Origin of the sequence: Collimonas sp. (assembly GCF_035566375.1) — a bacterium.
Classification (GTDB): Bacteria; Pseudomonadota; Gammaproteobacteria; order Burkholderiales; family Burkholderiaceae_D; genus Collimonas.
This window is the reverse complement of the sequence record NZ_DATMRK010000021.1, coordinates 1-17,420: the sequence shown is the minus strand read 5'-3', so window position 1 is coordinate 17,420 and position 17,420 is coordinate 1. Positions and strand designations below refer to the sequence as shown.

Sequence of the window (17,420 nt, the reverse complement as noted above, 5' to 3'; positions counted from 1 at the left end):
TCGGCGGCCGATGAAGAGCAGCAGCAACTCAGGAAATCTTGCTGGCGTCGAACAAGGAAGGAATCCGCTGCGCCAGCATCATGTCGCCCTTCAGTTTCAGCTTGCCGCTCATGAACGCCATGGCGCCGTTGAGCTCGCCTTTCAGCATCGCCTTCAAATCGTCATCCGTCATCGTCAACGCGACATCGGGTGCATCGACCACGCCTTCATGCGCGCTGCATGTGCCGTGATCGATCAACAGATACATCGGCTTTGAAATATCAAATTGAATGCTGCTTTTCATATCCGCCGTGGCTACGGTATTCAGGCCTGACGGCATGAGCTTGATGATGTCGTTGACTGTCATTTCATTTCCTCTCGTTGCTTACAAAAATTCCATATTGATACTGTTGCTTGCCGGCATGGGCAAACAGCCTGTCATTCCCATCCGACCGCGCTGCGTATCAGCAGTTCCTTCGCCATCAATCCTGCGTAACGCTTCTCCACTTCGCCGCGCTTGACCTTCATGGTCGGCGTCATCAAGCCGTTGTCGATGCTCCAGGCGTCTTTCAAGATCACACATTTGGCGATCTTTTCATGCGGTTCCAAGGTGGCGTTGACCAGCGCCATATCGCCGATCAACTGTTGCTCGACTTCAGCTCGCGGCTTGTTGCGTGCTGCTGCGGTGAGCGTCACCGCCATCACCGGCTGATTCATGCCGCTACCGATGAATATCAGGTTTTCCACATCGGTGTTGCGCGCCAGCGCGCCTTCGATGGGCGCCGGCGCCACATATTTTCCCTTGGCTGTTTTAAAAATATCTTTGACGCGGCCGGTAATATACAGGTAACCGTCCTGATCCACCCGCCCCTTGTCGCCGGTGCGCAGATAGCCGTCTTCAGTAAACGCGGCGCGGGTGCTCTCGGGGTCCTTGTAATAACCCATCATCAGCCCTGGGTGCTTGAACAGGATTTCACCTTCATCCGATAATTTGAAACCCGCATTCTGCGGCGGTTTGCCGACCGAACCGATGCGGTTCTGGCCGGGCAGGCAGGCGCTGGAATACACCGAGGCTTCAGTCGGCGCATAACCCTGCAACACTTCCAGCCCTAGATTACGTTGATACCACTCCAGCAGCGCCACCGGTATCGGCGCCGCTCCGGACAAACAGAAGCGCGTGTTTTGCAAGCCGACCGCAGTCCGGATCTTGCGCCGGACGATGGTGCGCAACAATGGAATCGCCATCAGCCGATCCAGTTTCTGTTGCGGCATCTTGTGCAGGATGGCAGCTTGTATCCGGCTGTAAACCAGCGGCACGCCAAAAAAACGCGTCGGCGCGACCTGTGCCAGCTGCTCGCCCATCTTGTCGACATTTTCCAGGAAATGCACTTCGCCGCCGTTGTAGCAGCTGGGGAAGGCAATCGCAAAGCGTTCGAACGCATGCGCCAGCGGCATGTAGGAAAAATAGCGTTCCTGGCCGAGCGACGGCGCCAGGTTCATGATGCTGTACACCGCGAACAGTACATTGCCATAACTGAGCATCACCCCCTTCGGATTGCCGGTGGTGCCGGAAGTGTAGATCAGGGTCATCAGCGCCTCCTGCGGCGGCGCCTGGTAGTGCTCCATAGGTGCATTGGCGGCGACCAGTTCATCCCACTTGAATTGTCCTGCCGGCGCTTCCTGATACGGGAAAGCGATGGTGCAGACCGAGGCCGGAATCGCCGCCATAAACTCGTCGGCGTCCGGCATGGGGCCGAGAAACACCGCCTTGGCTTCACTATGTTCGAAGATGTAGCGCGTGGTAGCTGCCGCCTGTTTCGGATACATGCCGACGCTGACGTGGCCTGCCATCGCAATCGCCAGATCGGCCATGATCCAGTGTGCGGTATTGCGGCCGGAAATGCAGATGCGGCTGCCGGGGTCCCAGTTCATTGCCTTCAGCGCCGCCGCCATGCGCCTCACCTGATCGCTGCCCTGCGCCCAGGTGGTGACTTGCCATTGTCCAAGAACCGGTTGAAACAACCAGGGTGTGTTCGGCTTGGCCGACGCCCATTGCAACATCATTTGCACCGGATTCTTTTGTTGGTCCATGGTCTCTCCTCGCACGTCGGTTTGAAGTCAGTCGGAAGTTAGTCAGACAACTGCTGAATTTTCTGTCTTTTTAAGAACCCTGCGTCAAATATCAAATCGCGCCACTGGCGGACAGTGCGGCCACGGCTGCCTGGTCCATGCCCAGCTGCGCCAACACGCTGGACGTATCGGCGCCGAGCGCTGGGCAAGTACCGCTTACGCCAGGCGCGTCGCTGAACTTGATCGGCAAATCCGCTACCGGCTTGCCGTCTTCCATCCGGATCAGGCCGCGCGCCTTGACTTGCGGATTCTCCAGCGCTTCCTGCGGCGTATAAATCCCCGATATGCAGCAGTCGCGATCCGCCAGCAGCAGCTCCCATTCATCACGCGAGCGGGTTTTGAACAATACTTCCAAAGCGCTCCTCAAGGCGGCGCCATCCGGTCCCGGCGCCAACGGCATGGCCGCCAGATCGGGGCGGCCGACGGCCTTGCAGAAATTGAAAAAGAATTTGGGTTCCAACGCAGCCATCGCCACATGCTTGCCGTCGGCGCAGGTGTAGATGCTGTAGTTAGCCAGGGCGCCGCTCAACATATCGCTGCCGCGCGCCCTGCTCTCGCCCAGAGTGCGGATGGTGGCTAGCGACAACGCTTGCAACGCCAATGTGCCGTCCAGCATGCCGACGTCAACCATACTGCCCTGCCCCGAGGCACGCGCGCCTATCACCGCCGCCAGAATCCCCAGGGCGCAGGTCAAGGCGCCGCCGGCCAGGTCTGCGCTTTGGAAATTCGATAGCACCGGCGCGCCATCGGCAGCGCCGGTTTGATCCAGCAAACCGGCATATGCGCAGTAATTCATATCGTGCCCGGCGCGGTCTTTATAGGGACCGGTCTGGCCGTAACCGGTCAGCGCCGCGTAGACCAGGCGCGGATTGATCGCCTTCAACTCCTGATAACCGCAGCCGAGTTTATCCATCACACCGGGCCGGAACGATTCGATCAGGACGTCGGCCTGGGCCACCATTTTTTTTAAGACGGCAAGCGCTTCCGGCTGCCGCAAATCCAGCGTGACCGACTTCTTGCCGCGATTGACCAGGGTAAATAATTCAGGCGCCAACAAGCGTGCATAATCACCGCCTTGCGGCTCTTCCAGCTTGATCACCTCGGCCCCCAATTGCGCCAGATAAAAGCTGCAGAAGGGTCCGGGCAGCAAACGGGTCAGGTCGAGCACCCGGATGCCGGACAGGAGTGGATTAGCCACGGGATTAGCCACGGGATTAGCCACGGGTTTAGTCACGAGTTTAGCTACTGCCGCTCAAGGCTTGCCTTGGCTGAACGGCGAATTGACGCCCTGCACGATAGACATCAACGATTCGCCTATATTCTTGGGATAGGTGGCGTCATCGAAATCGCAGATCTCTTGCCATCTCTGCGCCACCTCTTCGGGACCAAATGCCTGCCCCTGAAAATGATGACCACGGGTGCGCTCCCAGCGCAGTTTGGCGTGGAAACCGGCGCCTACCTCGAACAAGCTGCCGTTCTCTGTAGAACTTTCGTGACACAAATATGCCGCCAGCGGCGCCACATACTCAGGCTTGAGCGCCTCCAGCATTTGCGGCGGCATCACCGTTTCCGAGATACGCGAGCCAGCCAGCGGTGCGATGGTGTTGACCAATACATTTTTGGCGGCGCCTTCGATCGCCAGCGTATTCGCCATGCCGATCAAACCCATCTTCGCCATGCTGTAGTTGGCCTGGCCGAAATTGCCGTAGATGCCGGCCGCCGAAGTGGTCATCACGATGCGGCCGTAACCTTGGTTGCGCATATGCGGCCAGGCCGCATGGGTGACGCGGAAAGCGCCCAGCACGTGGACCCGATAGATCAGATCCCAGTCGTCCGCGCTCATCTTGGCAAAACTGCTGTCGCGCAAAATACCGGCATTGTTGATCACGATGTCGACGCCGCCAAAATGATCGAGCGCGGTTTGTACGATCTGGCCGCCGTCTTCCACCGAATCGTAGTTGGCGACCGCACTGCCGCCGGCCGCCTTGATCTCTGCCACTACCTGGTCGGCGGCAGCGCTGGATTTGCCGCCGCCGTGAATGTCGCCGCCGAGGTCGTTCACCACCACTTTGGCACCACGCGCTCCTAGCAGCAGTGCATGCGCTCGCCCCAGGCCATTGCCTGCGCCGGTGACAATGGCGACGCGGCCGTCGTAACGCAACTCATTTGCCAACTCATTTGCCAACTTGCTTGCTGAATCATTCGCCATAGCTGTATCTTTATTTATTGAAAATGGAAAAACCCGCATCCATATTAATCGTCATATTGATCGAGAAATAATCTCTTTCATGATTTCATTGGTGCCGCCATAAATGCGCTGAGCGCGAGCATCGACATACGCGCGCGCAATCGGATACTCTTGCATGAAGCCATAACCGCCATGTAATTGCAAACATTGATCCAGTACTTTTCCTTGCAGATCGGAGCACCAGTATTTGGCGGCGGCAGCCGCATCCACCCGCAGCTCGCCCTGCACCTCCAGCTCAACGCAGCGATCGACAAACACCCGGGCAATCTGCAATTCGGTTTTCATCTCGGCCAGCTTGAAACGTGTGTTCTGAAACGACGACACCGTGCGGCCGAAAGCTTGCCGCTCGCGCGCGTACTCGATGGTGACGGCCAGCATCGCTTCTGCATTGGCAATCGAGGTGATCGCTATCAGCAGGCGCTCCCAGGCCAGCTCTTGCATCAACATGGTGAAACCGGCGCCGACCTGACCGATGATATTGCTCTTCGGAACCCGCACATTTTCAAAGAAAAGTTCACAGGTATCCTGTGCTTTCATGCCGATCTTCTTCAGCGGCTTGCCCTTGCTGAAACCGGGCCGGTCGGCTTCTATCACCAGCAGCGACACATTCTTGGCGCCGCGCGTCTTGTCGCCAACCTTGACCGCCACCACTACCATGTCGCTGTTATAGCCGTTAGTGATGAAAATCTTGGAACCGTTGACGATATAGTCGTCGCCATCTTCCAGCGCCGTGGTTTGTATCGCCTGTAAATCCGATCCGGTGCCCGGCTCGGTCATCGCAATCGCCGTAATCGCGGTGCCGGCGGCCATCCTCGGCAGCCAGGCTTGTTTCAATTCTTCGCTGCCATAACGCAGCAGGTAAGGCGCGACAATGTCAGAATGCAGCGGCCAGCCTATGCCCGAGGCGTTGCTGCTCGCCAGTTCTTCCAGCACGATGGTGCTGAACTTACGGTCGACGCCGGAACCGCCATAATTTTCCGGCATGTTGGTGCATAGGAAACCCAGCTCGCCGGCGCGCTGCCAGATATCGCGATCGACAAAACCCTGCTCTTCCCAGGCAGCGTGGCGCGGCAAGACCTCGGCATGCAGGAAGCGGCGCAGGCTTAGTCGAAATTCTTCATGGTCGGGATCGAACAACTGGCGCGGGATCATGCACGACCCCGGCAAACGGCAACATTGCAGCAAATAGGCGCTTGGCTCATGGTGTCTCCTGATATTTTTATTGTGTAATTAAATTTACACTTCCACCAATTACAGATCAAAAAGGAACTGAATTGAAGGTATTTGAGAATACACCGATTTTCAATATGAAAGCTAGAGAGGCGCCTCGGACTAACGGTAATTCTAATTACACTAAATGCGATTTTCAGCGCCATGCTTACGCAACTACAGCGGGCGACAATGCAAGCTGGCACTTCGACGTTGATTGCACATAAGAAAACAAACATTGCGCCGCCTGCAAAGTCACCTATAGAATCCGGCTTTATAGCGAGGCTGCGATTGTCACGTGGCCGTCATACGAATTCGCTACCATCAAAAATTTTACGGGGGCCCTGATGAAATTGAAAGCACTAGCCATCGCTTGCACACTAGCGACCATGAGCATTGCGGCGCATGCCGCCACCGAGATATCGTGGTGGCACTCTATGGCCGGTGCGCTCGGCGACCGCGTCAACGGGCTGGCCGACGAATTCAACAAGAGCCAATCGGAATATAAGGTAACGCCGGTATACAAAGGCGCTTACGACGAAGCCATGGCGGCTGCGACTGCCGCCTATCGCGCCGGTAACGCGCCCGACATCCTGCAAGTATTCGAAGTCGGCACCGCCACCATGATGTACTCCAAAGGCGCGATCAAGCCGGTGTCGGAAGTCATGAAACTGGCTGGCGAGCCTTTCGATCCGGCAGCCTACGTACCGGCGGTCGGCGGTTATTACGCCGCGCCTAAAGGCGCCGGCCTGCTGTCGTTGCCATTCAACAGTTCGACCACTGTGATGTTCTATAACAAGGACATGTTCGCCAAGGCCGGGCTCGACGCCAACAAGCCGCCGGTCACTTGGGAAGAACTAGCGGTCGACGCCGCTAAACTGAAAGCCAGCGGCGCCAAATGCGGCTACACCACCACCTGGCAGTCATGGGTTGAACTGGAATCGTTCTCGACTTGGCATAACGTCGAATTCGCCTCCAAGAACAACGGTTTCGACGGTCTCGACACGCGCCTCAAATTCAACAGCCCGTTGCATGTCAAGCATATCCAGAACCTGGCTAACTGGGCCAAGCAAGGTTACTTTACCTACGCCGGTCGCAAGGACGAAGCCACCTCGAAATTCTATGCCGGCGAATGCGGCATCCTGACCGGCTCGTCGTCGAGCTATGCGGATATCGCGAAAAATTCCAAGTTCAAGTTTGGTATCGCTACCCTACCGTATTACAGCGATGTTCCAGGCGCGCCGCAAAACACCATGATCGGCGGCGCTTCGCTGTGGGTCATGGGCGGCAAGAAGAACGAAGAATACAAGGGCGTCGCCAAGTTCTTCAAATTCTTGTCGAAACCGGAAGTTCAAGCCAAATGGCATCAGGAAACCGGCTATCTGCCGACTACCATGGCGGCTTACGAAATCACCAGGAAATCCGGTTTCTATGATCGCAATCCTGGCACCGACGTTCCAGTCAAGCAGATGATCACCAAGACCACCGACAAGTCGCGCGGCATCCGCCTCGGCAACATGCCGCAGATCCGCACCATCATCGACGAAGAACTGGAAAACGTCTGGACCGGCAAGATCACGCCGAAACAAGCGCTGGACACTGCGGTTGAACGTGGCAATTTGTTGCTGGAACGGTTTGAAAAGACCAATAAGTAATAAGGCTGAGCCCAGGCCCCATACGGCCTGATTTTTAGCGCAATTCGAATGTTTGATTTTCCCCGCAGTGTTCACCTGCACTGCGGGAATCGCAACTCCGTCACACCCCGGAATCCCGCATAGCTGCGGGCAATCCGGTTAGAAAGTCCATCTTGGAAAAACGCGCTCGCTTCAAATCTGCCTGGCTGCCCTACGCGCTGGTCGCGCCGCAGATCATTGTTACCCTTTTGTTTTTCGTCTGGCCGGCGGCGCAAGCCCTGTATCAGTCGATGCTGCTGCAAGACGCCTTCGGCGGCTATTCCGAATTCGTCTGGCTCGACAATTTCCGTACCTTGCTGGCCGACGGTAACTACCTCGGCTCTTTCAAAACGACAGCCATATTCTCAGTGCTGGTTGCGGCTTTTGGCTTGGGCCTGTCGCTGGTACTGGCTGCCTTTGCCGACCGCGTGATAAAAGGCGCGGCCATCTATAAAACATTCCTGATCTGGCCTTACGCGGTATCGCCGGTGGTGGTCGGCGTGCTGTGGATGTTCATGCTGAGCCCGACGCTTGGGATTGTTTCCCACTGGCTGCATTACATCGGCATCGACTGGAACCATGTCTTGAACGGCCGCCACGCGATGATACTGATCGTGATTGCCGCCGTCTGGAAACAGGTCAGCTACAACTTCCTGTTCTTCCTGGCCGGCCTGCAATCGATACCGAAATCGCTGATCGAAGCTGCCGCCATCGACGGCGCAGGGCCGGTGAAGCGTTTCATGACCATCGTTTTCCCGCTGCTGTCGCCCACCACTTTCTTCCTGCTGGTGGTGAATATCGTCTATGCATTTTTCGATACCTTTGCGATTATCGAAGCCACCACCCAAGGCGGCCCCGGCAAGGATACCGAAATCCTGGTCTACAAGGTCTTCACCGACGGCTTCAAGGGCGGCGATCTGGGCGGTGCGGCGGCGCAGTCGGTGATACTGATGACCATCGTCATCGTTCTCACCGTGGTGCAATTCAAGTATGTTGAAAAGAAAGTCCAATACGCATGAACCGCATGAACCAATACGTAACAACCAATGCAGTGAAAGCATCGCATGATTGAACGCCGCCCGATCCTCGACATGGTCAGCCATCTGGTGCTGATACTGGGCGTCATCATCATCGCCTTTCCGCTGTATGTGGCGTTTGTCGCCAGTACGCAAACTGCTGAGCAGGCAGCCGCGGCGCCCTTGTCTCTGCTGCCTGGCACGCACTTTATCGAAAACTACAGCGCATTGTTGACCAAGGGCTCATCCGGTAACGTCTCGGCGCCGCCGGTGGCGCGCATGCTGGTAGTGAGCCTGATTTCAGCGCTGGCAATTGCGATCGGCAAGATCTCGATTTCCATGCTGTCAGCGTTTGCCATGACCTACTTCCGCTTCCTTGGCCGCTCGCTATTCTTCTGGATGATTTTCATGACCTTGATGCTGCCAGTGGAAGTACGCATCACGCCGACCTATCAGGTGGTGTCCGATTTCCACATGCTCAATACCTACGCCGGCCTGACCATACCGCTGATCGCTTCGGCCACCGCCACCTTCCTGTTCCGCCAATTCTTCCTGACCATTCCGGACGAACTGGCGGAAGCCGCGCGCATCGACGGCGCCGGCCCCTTGCGCTTTTTCAAGGACGTTATCTGGCCGCTGTCGCGCACCAATATCATCGCGCTGTTCGTCATCATGTTTATCTACGGCTGGAACCAGTACCTGTGGCCGCTGATGATCGCTACCGACCAAAACATGTATCCGATCGGCATCGGCATCAAGACCTTGATTGTCGGCGGCGATTCGGCGGTGGAATGGAATGTGGTGATGGCTACTTTGGTGCTGGCGATGCTGCCGCCCGGCCTGGTGGTGGTGGTGATGCAAAAGTGGTTTGTGAAAGGATTGGTTGATTCCGAGAAGTGATATGGCAAAAGTACACCTAGAGAACGTCAAGAAAACCTACGGCAAGGCCCCTAAAACGGTCGATGTCATCCACGGCATTTCGATCGATATCGCCGATGGCGAATTCATTGTCATGGTTGGCCCTTCCGGCTGCGGCAAATCAACCTTGTTGCGCATGGTGGCGGGCCTGGAAGAAATCACTTCCGGCGATATCGTGATCGGCGACCGCGTGGTCAACAAGCTGGAACCGAAAGACCGCGACATCGCCATGGTGTTCCAGAACTATGCGCTGTACCCGCACATGAGCGTATACGAGAACATGGCTTACGGCTTGAAGATCCGCGGCTTGGGCAAAGATGATATCGAAGCCAGGGTGCAAAAGGCAGCCAAGATCCTGGAACTCGGCGCCCTGCTGCAACGCACACCGCGCCAGCTGTCCGGCGGCCAGCGCCAGCGGGTGGCGATGGGGCGCGCCATCGTGCGCGAGCCGGCAGTGTTCCTGTTCGATGAACCGCTGTCCAACCTGGACGCCAAGCTGCGCGTGCAGATGCGCCTGGAAATCCAGAAACTGCACCGCACCCTGGGCACTACCAGCTTGTATGTAACGCATGACCAGGTCGAAGCCATGACGCTCGGCCAGCGCATGATCGTCATGAACGGCGGCCGCGCCGAACAGATCGGCACGCCGGCCCAGGTCTATGCCAAACCGGCGACCACCTTTGTCGCCAGCTTTATCGGCTCGCCGCCGATGAATCTGTTGCAGGGACGCCTGGCGGCAGATGGCAGCAGCTTCGCGCTGGCCAACGCCGACGCCGTTCCGCTGCCGTTCGCCCACAGTGCGATTGCCGGCCACGATTGCATCATGGGCCTGCGCCCGGAACAATTGATCTTCGGCCAGCCTGGTTTAAACATGCGCGCAGAATTGGTGGAAGCCTTGGGCGCCGATCTGCTGGTGCATGCTTCGATCGGAGACCAGTTGCTGGTGATGCGGGTGCCGGCTGCCACGGCAGTCGAAACCGGACAACAGATCACCGCAGGTTTTGACGCCGCGGCGCTCCATTGGTTTAATCCACAGACTACGCAACGTATCGAGTTTGCATAACGGGCTTGCAAAGAACAGGGGCGCCGATCAGCGCCCATTTTTCAATCTGCCTGCGACTCAATTGCCAACTCAATTGCCAGGTAGCAGGCGGATCCGCTCGACCGTAGCCTTCTCCACCGCCGCCCGCGAATACAGCAACGGGAAATACTCGCCCTTCAGCCATTTCTGCGCAAGATCGCGATAGCGCGGACTATCCGGGTCACCCGATTGCCCTGGCGAATTGACCGCTCGCGAGTTATCCCAATTGCCGACGTCAACCACTACCCGGAACGAGGGGCCATTGGTTTGCTGGAAATCGCTGCTGCGATAAGTCGACTGATTGGGCGAATACGCACCGCCATGGGTCGGCATCGGGCCGACATTCAATTTTGCGCGGGTAGCTTCATCCACCGCCGCGGCCAAGGGGTGCTCCATCAGATTGTGATGCAGCTTGCCCCATTGCCATTGGCTGCTATCGCCGCCCTGCAATTTTTGCAGTTCGGCATAGGCGTCGCTCAGGCTGGTCAGCAATACCTGATCGCGCTTTTGCAGCGCGTCCTGGCCGAAACGCGCTTGCGGCTGCTCCAAGGTATCCAGCAGCACAGCAACGTCCGGCGCACCCATCGCCTCCGCCGCCGCCGGACTCAGCACCGCAGCCTTGAAAGCCTTGCCCAGATGGCGCGAGAGCCAGACCTCGAACAAGGCGGCCTGCGCCGAATCGGCCCGCTCAACAAAATCCCAGCCGTCAAATAATTTCAACGCCGCCTGGGTCTGTGCATCTCTGGAGGATAAAGGCTTGAGCAGCGTCACCAGACGTCGCGCCGGAATCGACAGATCGTCGTTTTGCAGACGCATCGAATCTTCCAGCGAGACCTTATCCAGTGACGACAGCACTTCGCTGATGCGCGTGAAACGTGAGTTATTGGTCCATTCAAATCCCAGCTTGCGTTCGCGGTAGGGATAAGCGTCCGGCAAATTCATCTGATTGGCGGAGGCGAACCAGCCTTGCTTGGGATTGTAGCTGGACGGCAGTTGATCGCCGGACCAGAAACCAGCCCATTCATAACGGCCGTCGCCAGGCACCGGCAGCAAGCCATCCCAGTTGGGACGGATCGGCGCCAGCCCGCTCGGCGCCCAGCCGATGTTGCCCTTGGTATCGGCATACACCTGGTTCAGGGTCGGCGCGCCCCAATGCAGCAAGGAATGTTTGAATTCGGCAAAATTTTTGGCGCGCATGTAATCTATGCTGCCGAAATAAGGCGACATGCCGGGCTGCAGCCAGCCGGACCGGACCGCGAAGGCGCGATTTTTTTCCGCTTCGACAAAGATCACCGGGCCATGCCGGCTGAACGTCAGTTCAATGTTAACCGGAGCCCCTCCCTTGACCTGGATTTGTTCCGTGACGACTTTGAACGGCTCCCATTTATCCTGGTATTTGTATTGATCCGGGTGCTCAGGGTTAAGCTGGTAGACGTACAAATCTTCCTGATCGATATTGAAAATCGTCAGGCCGAAGGCGACACTGCCGTTATGCCCGATCGAAATGCCCGGCAACGCCGGTTCGCCGGCGCCGATGACATTCAAGCCCGGCGCATTGATATGGGCGATATAGCGCAAGGACGGCGTTGAATAAGCGCGATGCGGATCGTTCGCCATGATGGCGCGCCCGGTGCTGGATTTTGCCGGTGCGATGACCCAGTTGTTGCTGCCCTCGGCGACCTCTTCCGGATTCTCCGCAGCCGCGATCACTACCGCGTCGCTCTGCCCGCCGCTATGCACATTGCTTAAGCTTTCTTTGCTGATCTTCACACCTTGGGTAGCAAGCTGGAATACCTTCAGCAAATCTTTCGGCAAGCAAGGATCGAGGCCGTCCGGCATCACCGCCTGCCAGTTCGGCGTCAGGCCGAAGCGGATTTCATCGGATTTCAGATCGGCTTTGCAAACGACGTTGGCGCGCGCCACTTCACTGCTTAGGTTGCGGGTCAAGCCGTGGCTGCGGATGCGCACCACATCTTCCGCCTGCCATCGGGCCGGTGCGTAACCGAGTTGCTTGAATTCGAATGGCAGTTTATCCGGATGGGCGTTGACGTAGTCGACATAGGCATTGATGCCGGCAACAAAGGTGTTCGCCACGTGCTGAGCTCGGGGGCCGTAGGATTGCCACTCGCGCTGCATGTCGCCGCGGTACAAGAACAAGCGGGCGGCGCGGTCTTGCTGGACATAGGCCGGGCCGAATACCTGCGCCAGCTGGCCGAGGCCGCGGCGGCGCCACAAATCGATCTGGAACAGACGGTCGCGCGCCGCGTTGAAACCTTGGACAAAAAAGGCATCATCCTGATTCGCAGCGTATATGTGCGGTACGCCCCATTGGTCTACCAGGATTTCCGCAGATTTTTTCAAACCTGCAATCTTGTAGGTGGTTGCCGGCGCTGGCAGCGAATCTCTGGCCTGGCTTGAGGTTGCAGCCAGTAACACTAACAGTGCCGCCGCATACGGGGCATACCTTACATATAGCGATCGCTGCATAAGCGCCTGCCCCTTTTATAGTGTATTTATTTATTACAAATCAACTATTCCCAAGCAAAACCCGACGCGCCAGAGGGAGCCTACTCAGTCAGCGCAACCAGGTTATCGACCTCGATTTTGGCAAACTCGACACTGCTGTCGTAGGCGGTATGCTGGCTGGTATGCGCACTTTCCGTATTGGTGCGGCTGGATACGCTGGCTCCCGCCTTTAATATCTGGTAGCCGTCATGCCACAGATCGTCGTGGCCCTGTACCGGTTTTGGCACGATGAGATAACCACGATATTCGACGTTTTGATTGCTTTGACCGCTCATATTCACCTCGCTTCAGAATAAGGCTTAATCCTAGCATGAGCCCGGCGTGCACACATTCCGGCAAAATCGTGTACCTTGAACCTATTGCAGAAACATGCGTCATACCTGAATGAGTTCTATATCAGTCACAACCGAATGGAGAGATTGATTATGCATAAAGGTCGCGAAGAGAATACGCATTGGAAGATCGCAGATCTGGATTTTTCAAAAATCAATATCGCTCAAGTCCGACCCGATGAAAACCTTTTCTACCTGGTCACTTGCGCCTCGTTTGTCGAAAGCGGCTCCGATCTGTACACACAAAATCTGGTGGACTATTACGGCGACGAGCCGGAAATCTCCACCTGGCTGCGCGAACAATGGGAGGTTGAAGAGTTGCAACATGGCCAGGCGTTACGCGCCTATGTCGAACACATATGGCCGGAATTCGACTGGCAAACCGCCTATCGCAATTTTCTCGACGAATATTCGACCTACTGCAAGGTGGAATTGCTGGAACCCAGCAAAGGCTTGGAAATGGTAGCCCGCTGCGTGGTGGAAGCCGGCACCGCCACCTTCTACAGCGCACTTTCACGCAGCACCGACGAGCCGGTATTGAAGGATCTGGCCGCGCGCATCGCCAAGGACGAGGTGAATCACTACAAGCATTTTTTCCGTTATTTCCGCCGCTTCCGGCAGCACGAAGGCTTGCGCCGCCACCGTATTTTCGGCGCCCTGCGGCGCCGTACCCTGGAAATAAAAAACGAAGACTCCGCTTGCGCCCTGCGTCACGTGTTCAACGCCAGAATGCCGCAGCACGCCGACGACCAAGCCATGCAGCAGCAGATCCACAGCCACATGAACACTGCCATCCGCCAACATCTGTCAGCCGGCATGACCATCAAGATGATCATGCGGCCACTGGATTTGCCGCCTGCGCTGCAGTCGCTGGTGACTTACCCGGCTACGCAGATCATGAACAAGGTGTTTTTACGTTAAACCCTTGCTTTAAACCCTTGCGCTAGACACCTACCCTCGCTCCACCCCCGCCGCTACAAGCGATAAAAGCGCTGCGCATTCAGGCCCATGACTTGTTGACGCTGGAACGGTTCCAGGCCGCTCAACAGGGTCTCGCTAGCCGCCAGCCAGCGTCCGTAATCGGCGACCAGGTTGACTACCGGCCAGTCACTGCCCCACATCACCCTTTGTGGGCCGAAAACCTCCAGCACATGCGCCACGTACGGCTGCAACTGGCTTATCTGCCAGCCGGCCGCAGCCTCGGTCACCAGCCCCGACAGTTTGCAATACACTTGCGGCAAGGCCGCCAGCCGGGCCATCGATTCCCGCCAGGGTTCCAGTACGGCGCTGGCGATCTGCGGTTTGGCCGCGTGATCGATGACGATGGGCAGATCCGGGTAGCACTCGGCGAATTTCAGCAGGGCCGGCAAGTGACGCGGCAGAACCAGCGCATCCAGGCTCAGTTGATGGCGCTGCATGGCGGCAATCGCCGGCGCCAGCAAGGGATCGCAAATCCAGTCGTCGGCCAGATCCTGCAGCATGGGCCGCAGGCCGCGCATTTTCGGATGGCTTGCCAGCAACTGTATCTGCTGCTCGGCATTCAGCGATTTCAAGTCGGCCCAGCCAACTACCCCCCGGATAATCGCATTCCGCTCCGCCAGGGTGAGCATGAACAAGGTGTCGCTCATGCTGGGCAAGGATTGCACCAGCACGCTGCCGCTGATGCCATATTGCTGCAGCAAAGGCGTCAGCTGTTCCGGCAGAAAATCGCGATGAATTGCCGTCAGCTCCGGTGGCGGCCACTGCCCCGTCCGATTCGCCAGCAGCCAGAAGTGCTGATGGGCATCGATGCATACAGGGGGGAGTAAGGGAGTAAGCGCCGTATCAGCAAGCATATTGTCTATCTCAGGACAGATTGCACTGCCCAAGCAAAAGGTCCATTGGATGGACCAATACTAGCATGCGAAATTTTAGCAAAGCAATGGGAAATTTGCATGCACCGCGATTTATCGGTAGCCAAGTTTAAGCTTGCCTTTCATAATCCGCCTCATCGCCAAATACTCATAGAGCGACCTCGCCGAGACGGAAACAGATATGCGAATTTTGCTGGTAGAAGACAACAGGCCACTATCCGAATGGCTGGCGCTTACCCTGCACCGCAACAAATACACGGTTGATTGCGTTTATAACGGCGCCGACGCCGATCATTTATTGCTAACTCAACAATATGAATTGGTGATCCTCGACATGTCGCTGCCCAAACTGGATGGCAGCGAGGTACTCAAGCGCCTGCGCGCCCGTCACAACAACGTGCCGGTGCTGATCCTGACGGCCAATAACTCAGTCGAAGGCCGCATCGTCGGCCTCAATGCCGGCGCCGACGACTACATGGCAAAACCGTTCGACGTCAACGAACTGGAGGCACGCATCCGCGCCCTGCTGCGCCGTTCCAACCAACAGAGAAACCCGATTCTGCAGTGCGGATCGCTGAGTTACGACAGCAACAGCCTGATCTTTTCGATAGACGGGGTGGCGCTCACCCTGACCCGCCGCGAGCATGCGGTGCTGGAAACCCTGATCATGAAGATGGGCAAAACCGTCAGCAAGCAAGCGCTGGCAGAGAGCTTGTACGCGATGGCTGAAGACGTATCGCAAGACGCCATTGAAGTGTATATCCACCGGATCCGCAAAAAACTGGAACACGGCGACGCCGCCATCATCACTTTGCGCGGACTAGGCTATCTGCTCAAGCAGCACCATGACACCTAACAGCAACTTCAACAACAAGTTCAACAGCAAGTTCGGCAGCAAGCTATTTCGCAGCCTGCGCACGCAGCTGCTGCTCTGGCTGCTGGTGCCGCTGGTACTGTTTGTCGGCTTCAACATCTGGGTTACCTACAACAATGCGATCGCGATGGCGACTGTGGTTCACGATCGGATGCTGCTCGGCTCGGCGCGCATCATCGCCGAACAGATACGCTATGAGGACGACGTATTGCAGGTGGTGATTCCGCCCGCCGCGCTGGAGCTGTTTCAATCGGATTCGCATGACCGGGTGTACTACCGCGTAGTCGCAGCCAACGGCACACTACTGGCCGGGCAAATCGATTTGCCCGATCCGCCGCGTCTGCCACATAACGAGGAATCGACTTATTTCAACGCCATCTTTCGCGATGATCCGGTGCGCATCGTCGCCTTTTCGCAACCGGTGTTTGGGGTTCCGGCACAGAGTTCGGTCCTGATCGAAGTGGCGCAAACGCAGCTTTCCTACAAAATGCTATCGGACCGCATGTGGGAACACACGGTACAGCAGCAACTGGCAATACTGGTGCTGGTGGTGCTGCTGCTGCTGCTTGGATTGCGGCACGGGCTGGCGCCGATGATGCGTTTGAGAGACCGCGTCCAGCGCCGCAAGCCTGGCACCCTGGAAGCGCTCGACGCGGCGCCGGTGCCGACTGAACTGGTGCCGCTGGTGCACGCCATCAATGACTACGTGCAGCGGCTGGACGACCATATGTCGGCCCACGGCCGTTTCATCGCCAACGCTTCACATCAGTTGCGCACACCGCTGACGCTGCTCAACACACAGGTTCATTACGGCCTGCGCAGCAGCGACGCCGGCACCAAGGACGCCGCGCTGCGCGCAATCAACAATGGCGTGCAGCATGGGATCCGGCTGGTCAACCAGTTGCTGACATTGTCCAACGCCGAAACCGGTGTCGGCCATCCTTTGCGCCAGACCGATGTCAACCTGATCGAAGTGGTGCAAACCGTCCTGGAAGAGCTGGCGACGCTGGCGCAGGCCAAGCATATCGATCTTGGTTTCGAGTCTGCAGCTGCGGCCGTCATGGTCCATGCCACGCCATCCATGCTGGAAGAACTGGTCGCCAATCTGGTCGACAACGCATTGCGCTATACGCCGGCCGGCGGCAGAGTAACCGTTGCTGTCACAAGCACTGGACACGCCACCGTTCTGCGCGTCGAAGACAATGGCCCGGGCATTCCCGAAGCAGAACGGGAACAGGTGTTCGAACGCTTCTACCGCCTGCACCATGAACGTTCGGATGGCAGCGGCCTGGGCTTGGCAATCGTCCGTGAAATTGCACTCGCCAGCAAGGCCGAGATTGCCTTGTCCGGCCCGACGATAGAAGGCGGACAGAGAAGCGGACTGATAGTTGCGGTCACTTTTCCGGCAGTGCCAGGCACAGCAGATTCGGCGCCAGAACCGCTAGTGTAGTGCTTCGTAAGTAATGGAACTTCAGAAATGGTGGATTTTCGTGTCAGGCTAGGCGCAAACCGGAGCGATAGCTAGACTATCGCGAGGATTTGCAACGACGCATGGCGCGAAAAGACGCCGTTTATGAAGGT

The 17,420-nt window shown here is 57.3% G+C and carries 15 protein-coding genes; 7 read left to right on the top strand and 8 right to left on the bottom strand.

Annotation, left to right across the window (positions count from 1 at the left end):
- Window positions 1-28: 28 nt before the first annotated feature.
- The 5 genes from VNZ60_RS05955 to VNZ60_RS05935 form a co-directional block, all read right to left on the bottom strand.
- The gene (locus tag VNZ60_RS05955; RefSeq protein WP_325657509.1) at window positions 29-346 is read right to left on the bottom strand and encodes an SCP2 sterol-binding domain-containing protein; all 318 of its coding nucleotides are present in this window, start codon (window positions 344-346) and stop codon (window positions 29-31) included.
- Between the two features lie 71 nt (window positions 347-417).
- A complete protein-coding gene (locus VNZ60_RS05950; protein WP_325657508.1) occupies window positions 418-2,070 on the bottom strand; it encodes an AMP-binding protein in 1,653 nt (550 codons plus the stop codon).
- Between the two features lie 91 nt (window positions 2,071-2,161).
- Entirely contained in the window at window positions 2,162-3,307 is a 1,146-nt protein-coding gene (locus VNZ60_RS05945) for a CaiB/BaiF CoA transferase family protein (protein WP_325657507.1), read from the bottom strand.
- 54 nt (window positions 3,308-3,361) lie between these two features.
- On the bottom strand, window positions 3,362-4,318 hold the full coding sequence (locus VNZ60_RS05940) for an SDR family oxidoreductase (RefSeq protein ID WP_325657506.1): 957 nt from the start codon (window positions 4,316-4,318) through the stop codon (window positions 3,362-3,364).
- A 51-nt stretch (window positions 4,319-4,369) separates the two neighbouring features.
- Entirely contained in the window at window positions 4,370-5,509 is a 1,140-nt protein-coding gene (locus VNZ60_RS05935; RefSeq protein WP_325657505.1) for an acyl-CoA dehydrogenase family protein, read from the bottom strand.
- Between the two features lie 404 nt (window positions 5,510-5,913).
- Between VNZ60_RS05935 and ugpB the strand changes: the two genes are divergently transcribed.
- The 4 genes from ugpB (at window position 5,914) to VNZ60_RS05915 (ending at window position 10,236) form a co-directional block, all read left to right on the top strand.
- On the top strand, window positions 5,914-7,221 hold the full coding sequence (gene ugpB, locus VNZ60_RS05930; RefSeq protein WP_325657504.1) for a sn-glycerol-3-phosphate ABC transporter substrate-binding protein UgpB: 1,308 nt from the start codon (window positions 5,914-5,916) through the stop codon (window positions 7,219-7,221).
- A gap of 152 nt (window positions 7,222-7,373) precedes the next feature.
- On the top strand, window positions 7,374-8,258 hold the full coding sequence (ugpA, locus tag VNZ60_RS05925; RefSeq protein WP_325657503.1) for a sn-glycerol-3-phosphate ABC transporter permease UgpA: 885 nt from the start codon (window positions 7,374-7,376) through the stop codon (window positions 8,256-8,258).
- Between the two features lie 45 nt (window positions 8,259-8,303).
- Complete coding sequence (gene ugpE / locus VNZ60_RS05920) at window positions 8,304-9,155, top strand: sn-glycerol-3-phosphate ABC transporter permease UgpE (protein ID WP_325657502.1); 852 nt, start codon at window positions 8,304-8,306, stop codon at window positions 9,153-9,155.
- A gap of 1 nt (window position 9,156) precedes the next feature.
- Entirely contained in the window at window positions 9,157-10,236 is a 1,080-nt protein-coding gene (locus tag VNZ60_RS05915) for a sn-glycerol-3-phosphate import ATP-binding protein UgpC (RefSeq protein ID WP_325657501.1), read from the top strand.
- 69 nt (window positions 10,237-10,305) lie between these two features.
- On the opposite strand, the gene VNZ60_RS05910 is transcribed toward VNZ60_RS05915, so the two are convergent.
- Window positions 10,306-12,741, bottom strand: a complete 2,436-nt coding sequence (locus tag VNZ60_RS05910) for a penicillin acylase family protein (RefSeq protein WP_325657500.1) — start codon at window positions 12,739-12,741, stop codon at window positions 10,306-10,308.
- A gap of 80 nt (window positions 12,742-12,821) precedes the next feature.
- A complete protein-coding gene (locus tag VNZ60_RS05905) occupies window positions 12,822-13,055 on the bottom strand; it encodes a hypothetical protein (protein ID WP_325657499.1) in 234 nt (77 codons plus the stop codon).
- Between the two features lie 150 nt (window positions 13,056-13,205).
- Here VNZ60_RS05905 and VNZ60_RS05900 point away from each other — a divergent pair, with 150 nt between their 5' ends.
- Entirely contained in the window at window positions 13,206-14,033 is an 828-nt protein-coding gene (locus VNZ60_RS05900; RefSeq protein ID WP_325657498.1) for a ferritin-like domain-containing protein, read from the top strand.
- A gap of 53 nt (window positions 14,034-14,086) precedes the next feature.
- On the opposite strand, the gene VNZ60_RS05895 is transcribed toward VNZ60_RS05900, so the two are convergent.
- Window positions 14,087-14,947 carry an amidohydrolase family protein gene (locus tag VNZ60_RS05895; protein ID WP_325657497.1) on the bottom strand — a complete coding sequence of 287 codons (861 nt, stop codon included), beginning with the start codon at window positions 14,945-14,947 and terminating at the stop codon, window positions 14,087-14,089.
- Between the two features lie 199 nt (window positions 14,948-15,146).
- On the opposite strand from VNZ60_RS05895, the gene VNZ60_RS05890 reads away from it, so the two are divergent.
- Both VNZ60_RS05890 and VNZ60_RS05885 read left to right on the top strand, forming a co-directional pair.
- Window positions 15,147-15,821, top strand: a complete 675-nt coding sequence (locus VNZ60_RS05890; protein WP_325657496.1) for a response regulator — start codon at window positions 15,147-15,149, stop codon at window positions 15,819-15,821.
- Window positions 15,811-17,289: a sensor histidine kinase gene (locus tag VNZ60_RS05885; protein ID WP_325657495.1), complete on the top strand. Its 1,479-nt coding sequence runs from the start codon at window positions 15,811-15,813 to the stop codon at window positions 17,287-17,289. The genes VNZ60_RS05890 and VNZ60_RS05885 overlap by 11 nt, the downstream gene beginning before the upstream one ends.
- Window positions 17,290-17,420 lie beyond the last annotated feature (131 nt).

Coding starts and splice junctions, on each gene's coding strand:
- ugpE (WP_325657502.1), top strand. CDS start 8,304: ATGATTGAACGCCGCCCGATCCTCGACATGGTCAGCCATCTGGTGCTG.
- ugpB (WP_325657504.1), top strand. CDS start 5,914: ATGAAATTGAAAGCACTAGCCATCGCTTGCACACTAGCGACCATGAGC.
- VNZ60_RS05890 (WP_325657496.1), top strand. CDS start 15,147: ATGCGAATTTTGCTGGTAGAAGACAACAGGCCACTATCCGAATGGCTG.
- VNZ60_RS05950 (WP_325657508.1), bottom strand. CDS start 2,070: ATGGACCAACAAAAGAATCCGGTGCAAATGATGTTGCAATGGGCGTCG.
- VNZ60_RS05905 (WP_325657499.1), bottom strand. CDS start 13,055: ATGAGCGGTCAAAGCAATCAAAACGTCGAATATCGTGGTTATCTCATC.
- VNZ60_RS05940 (WP_325657506.1), bottom strand. CDS start 4,318: ATGGCGAATGATTCAGCAAGCAAGTTGGCAAATGAGTTGGCAAATGAG.
- VNZ60_RS05910 (WP_325657500.1), bottom strand. CDS start 12,741: ATGCAGCGATCGCTATATGTAAGGTATGCCCCGTATGCGGCGGCACTG.
- VNZ60_RS05955 (WP_325657509.1), bottom strand. CDS start 346: ATGACAGTCAACGACATCATCAAGCTCATGCCGTCAGGCCTGAATACC.
- VNZ60_RS05935 (WP_325657505.1), bottom strand. CDS start 5,509: ATGATCCCGCGCCAGTTGTTCGATCCCGACCATGAAGAATTTCGACTA.
- VNZ60_RS05895 (WP_325657497.1), bottom strand. CDS start 14,947: ATGCTTGCTGATACGGCGCTTACTCCCTTACTCCCCCCTGTATGCATC.
- VNZ60_RS05915 (WP_325657501.1), top strand. CDS start 9,157: ATGGCAAAAGTACACCTAGAGAACGTCAAGAAAACCTACGGCAAGGCC.
- VNZ60_RS05900 (WP_325657498.1), top strand. CDS start 13,206: ATGCATAAAGGTCGCGAAGAGAATACGCATTGGAAGATCGCAGATCTG.
- VNZ60_RS05885 (WP_325657495.1), top strand. CDS start 15,811: ATGACACCTAACAGCAACTTCAACAACAAGTTCAACAGCAAGTTCGGC.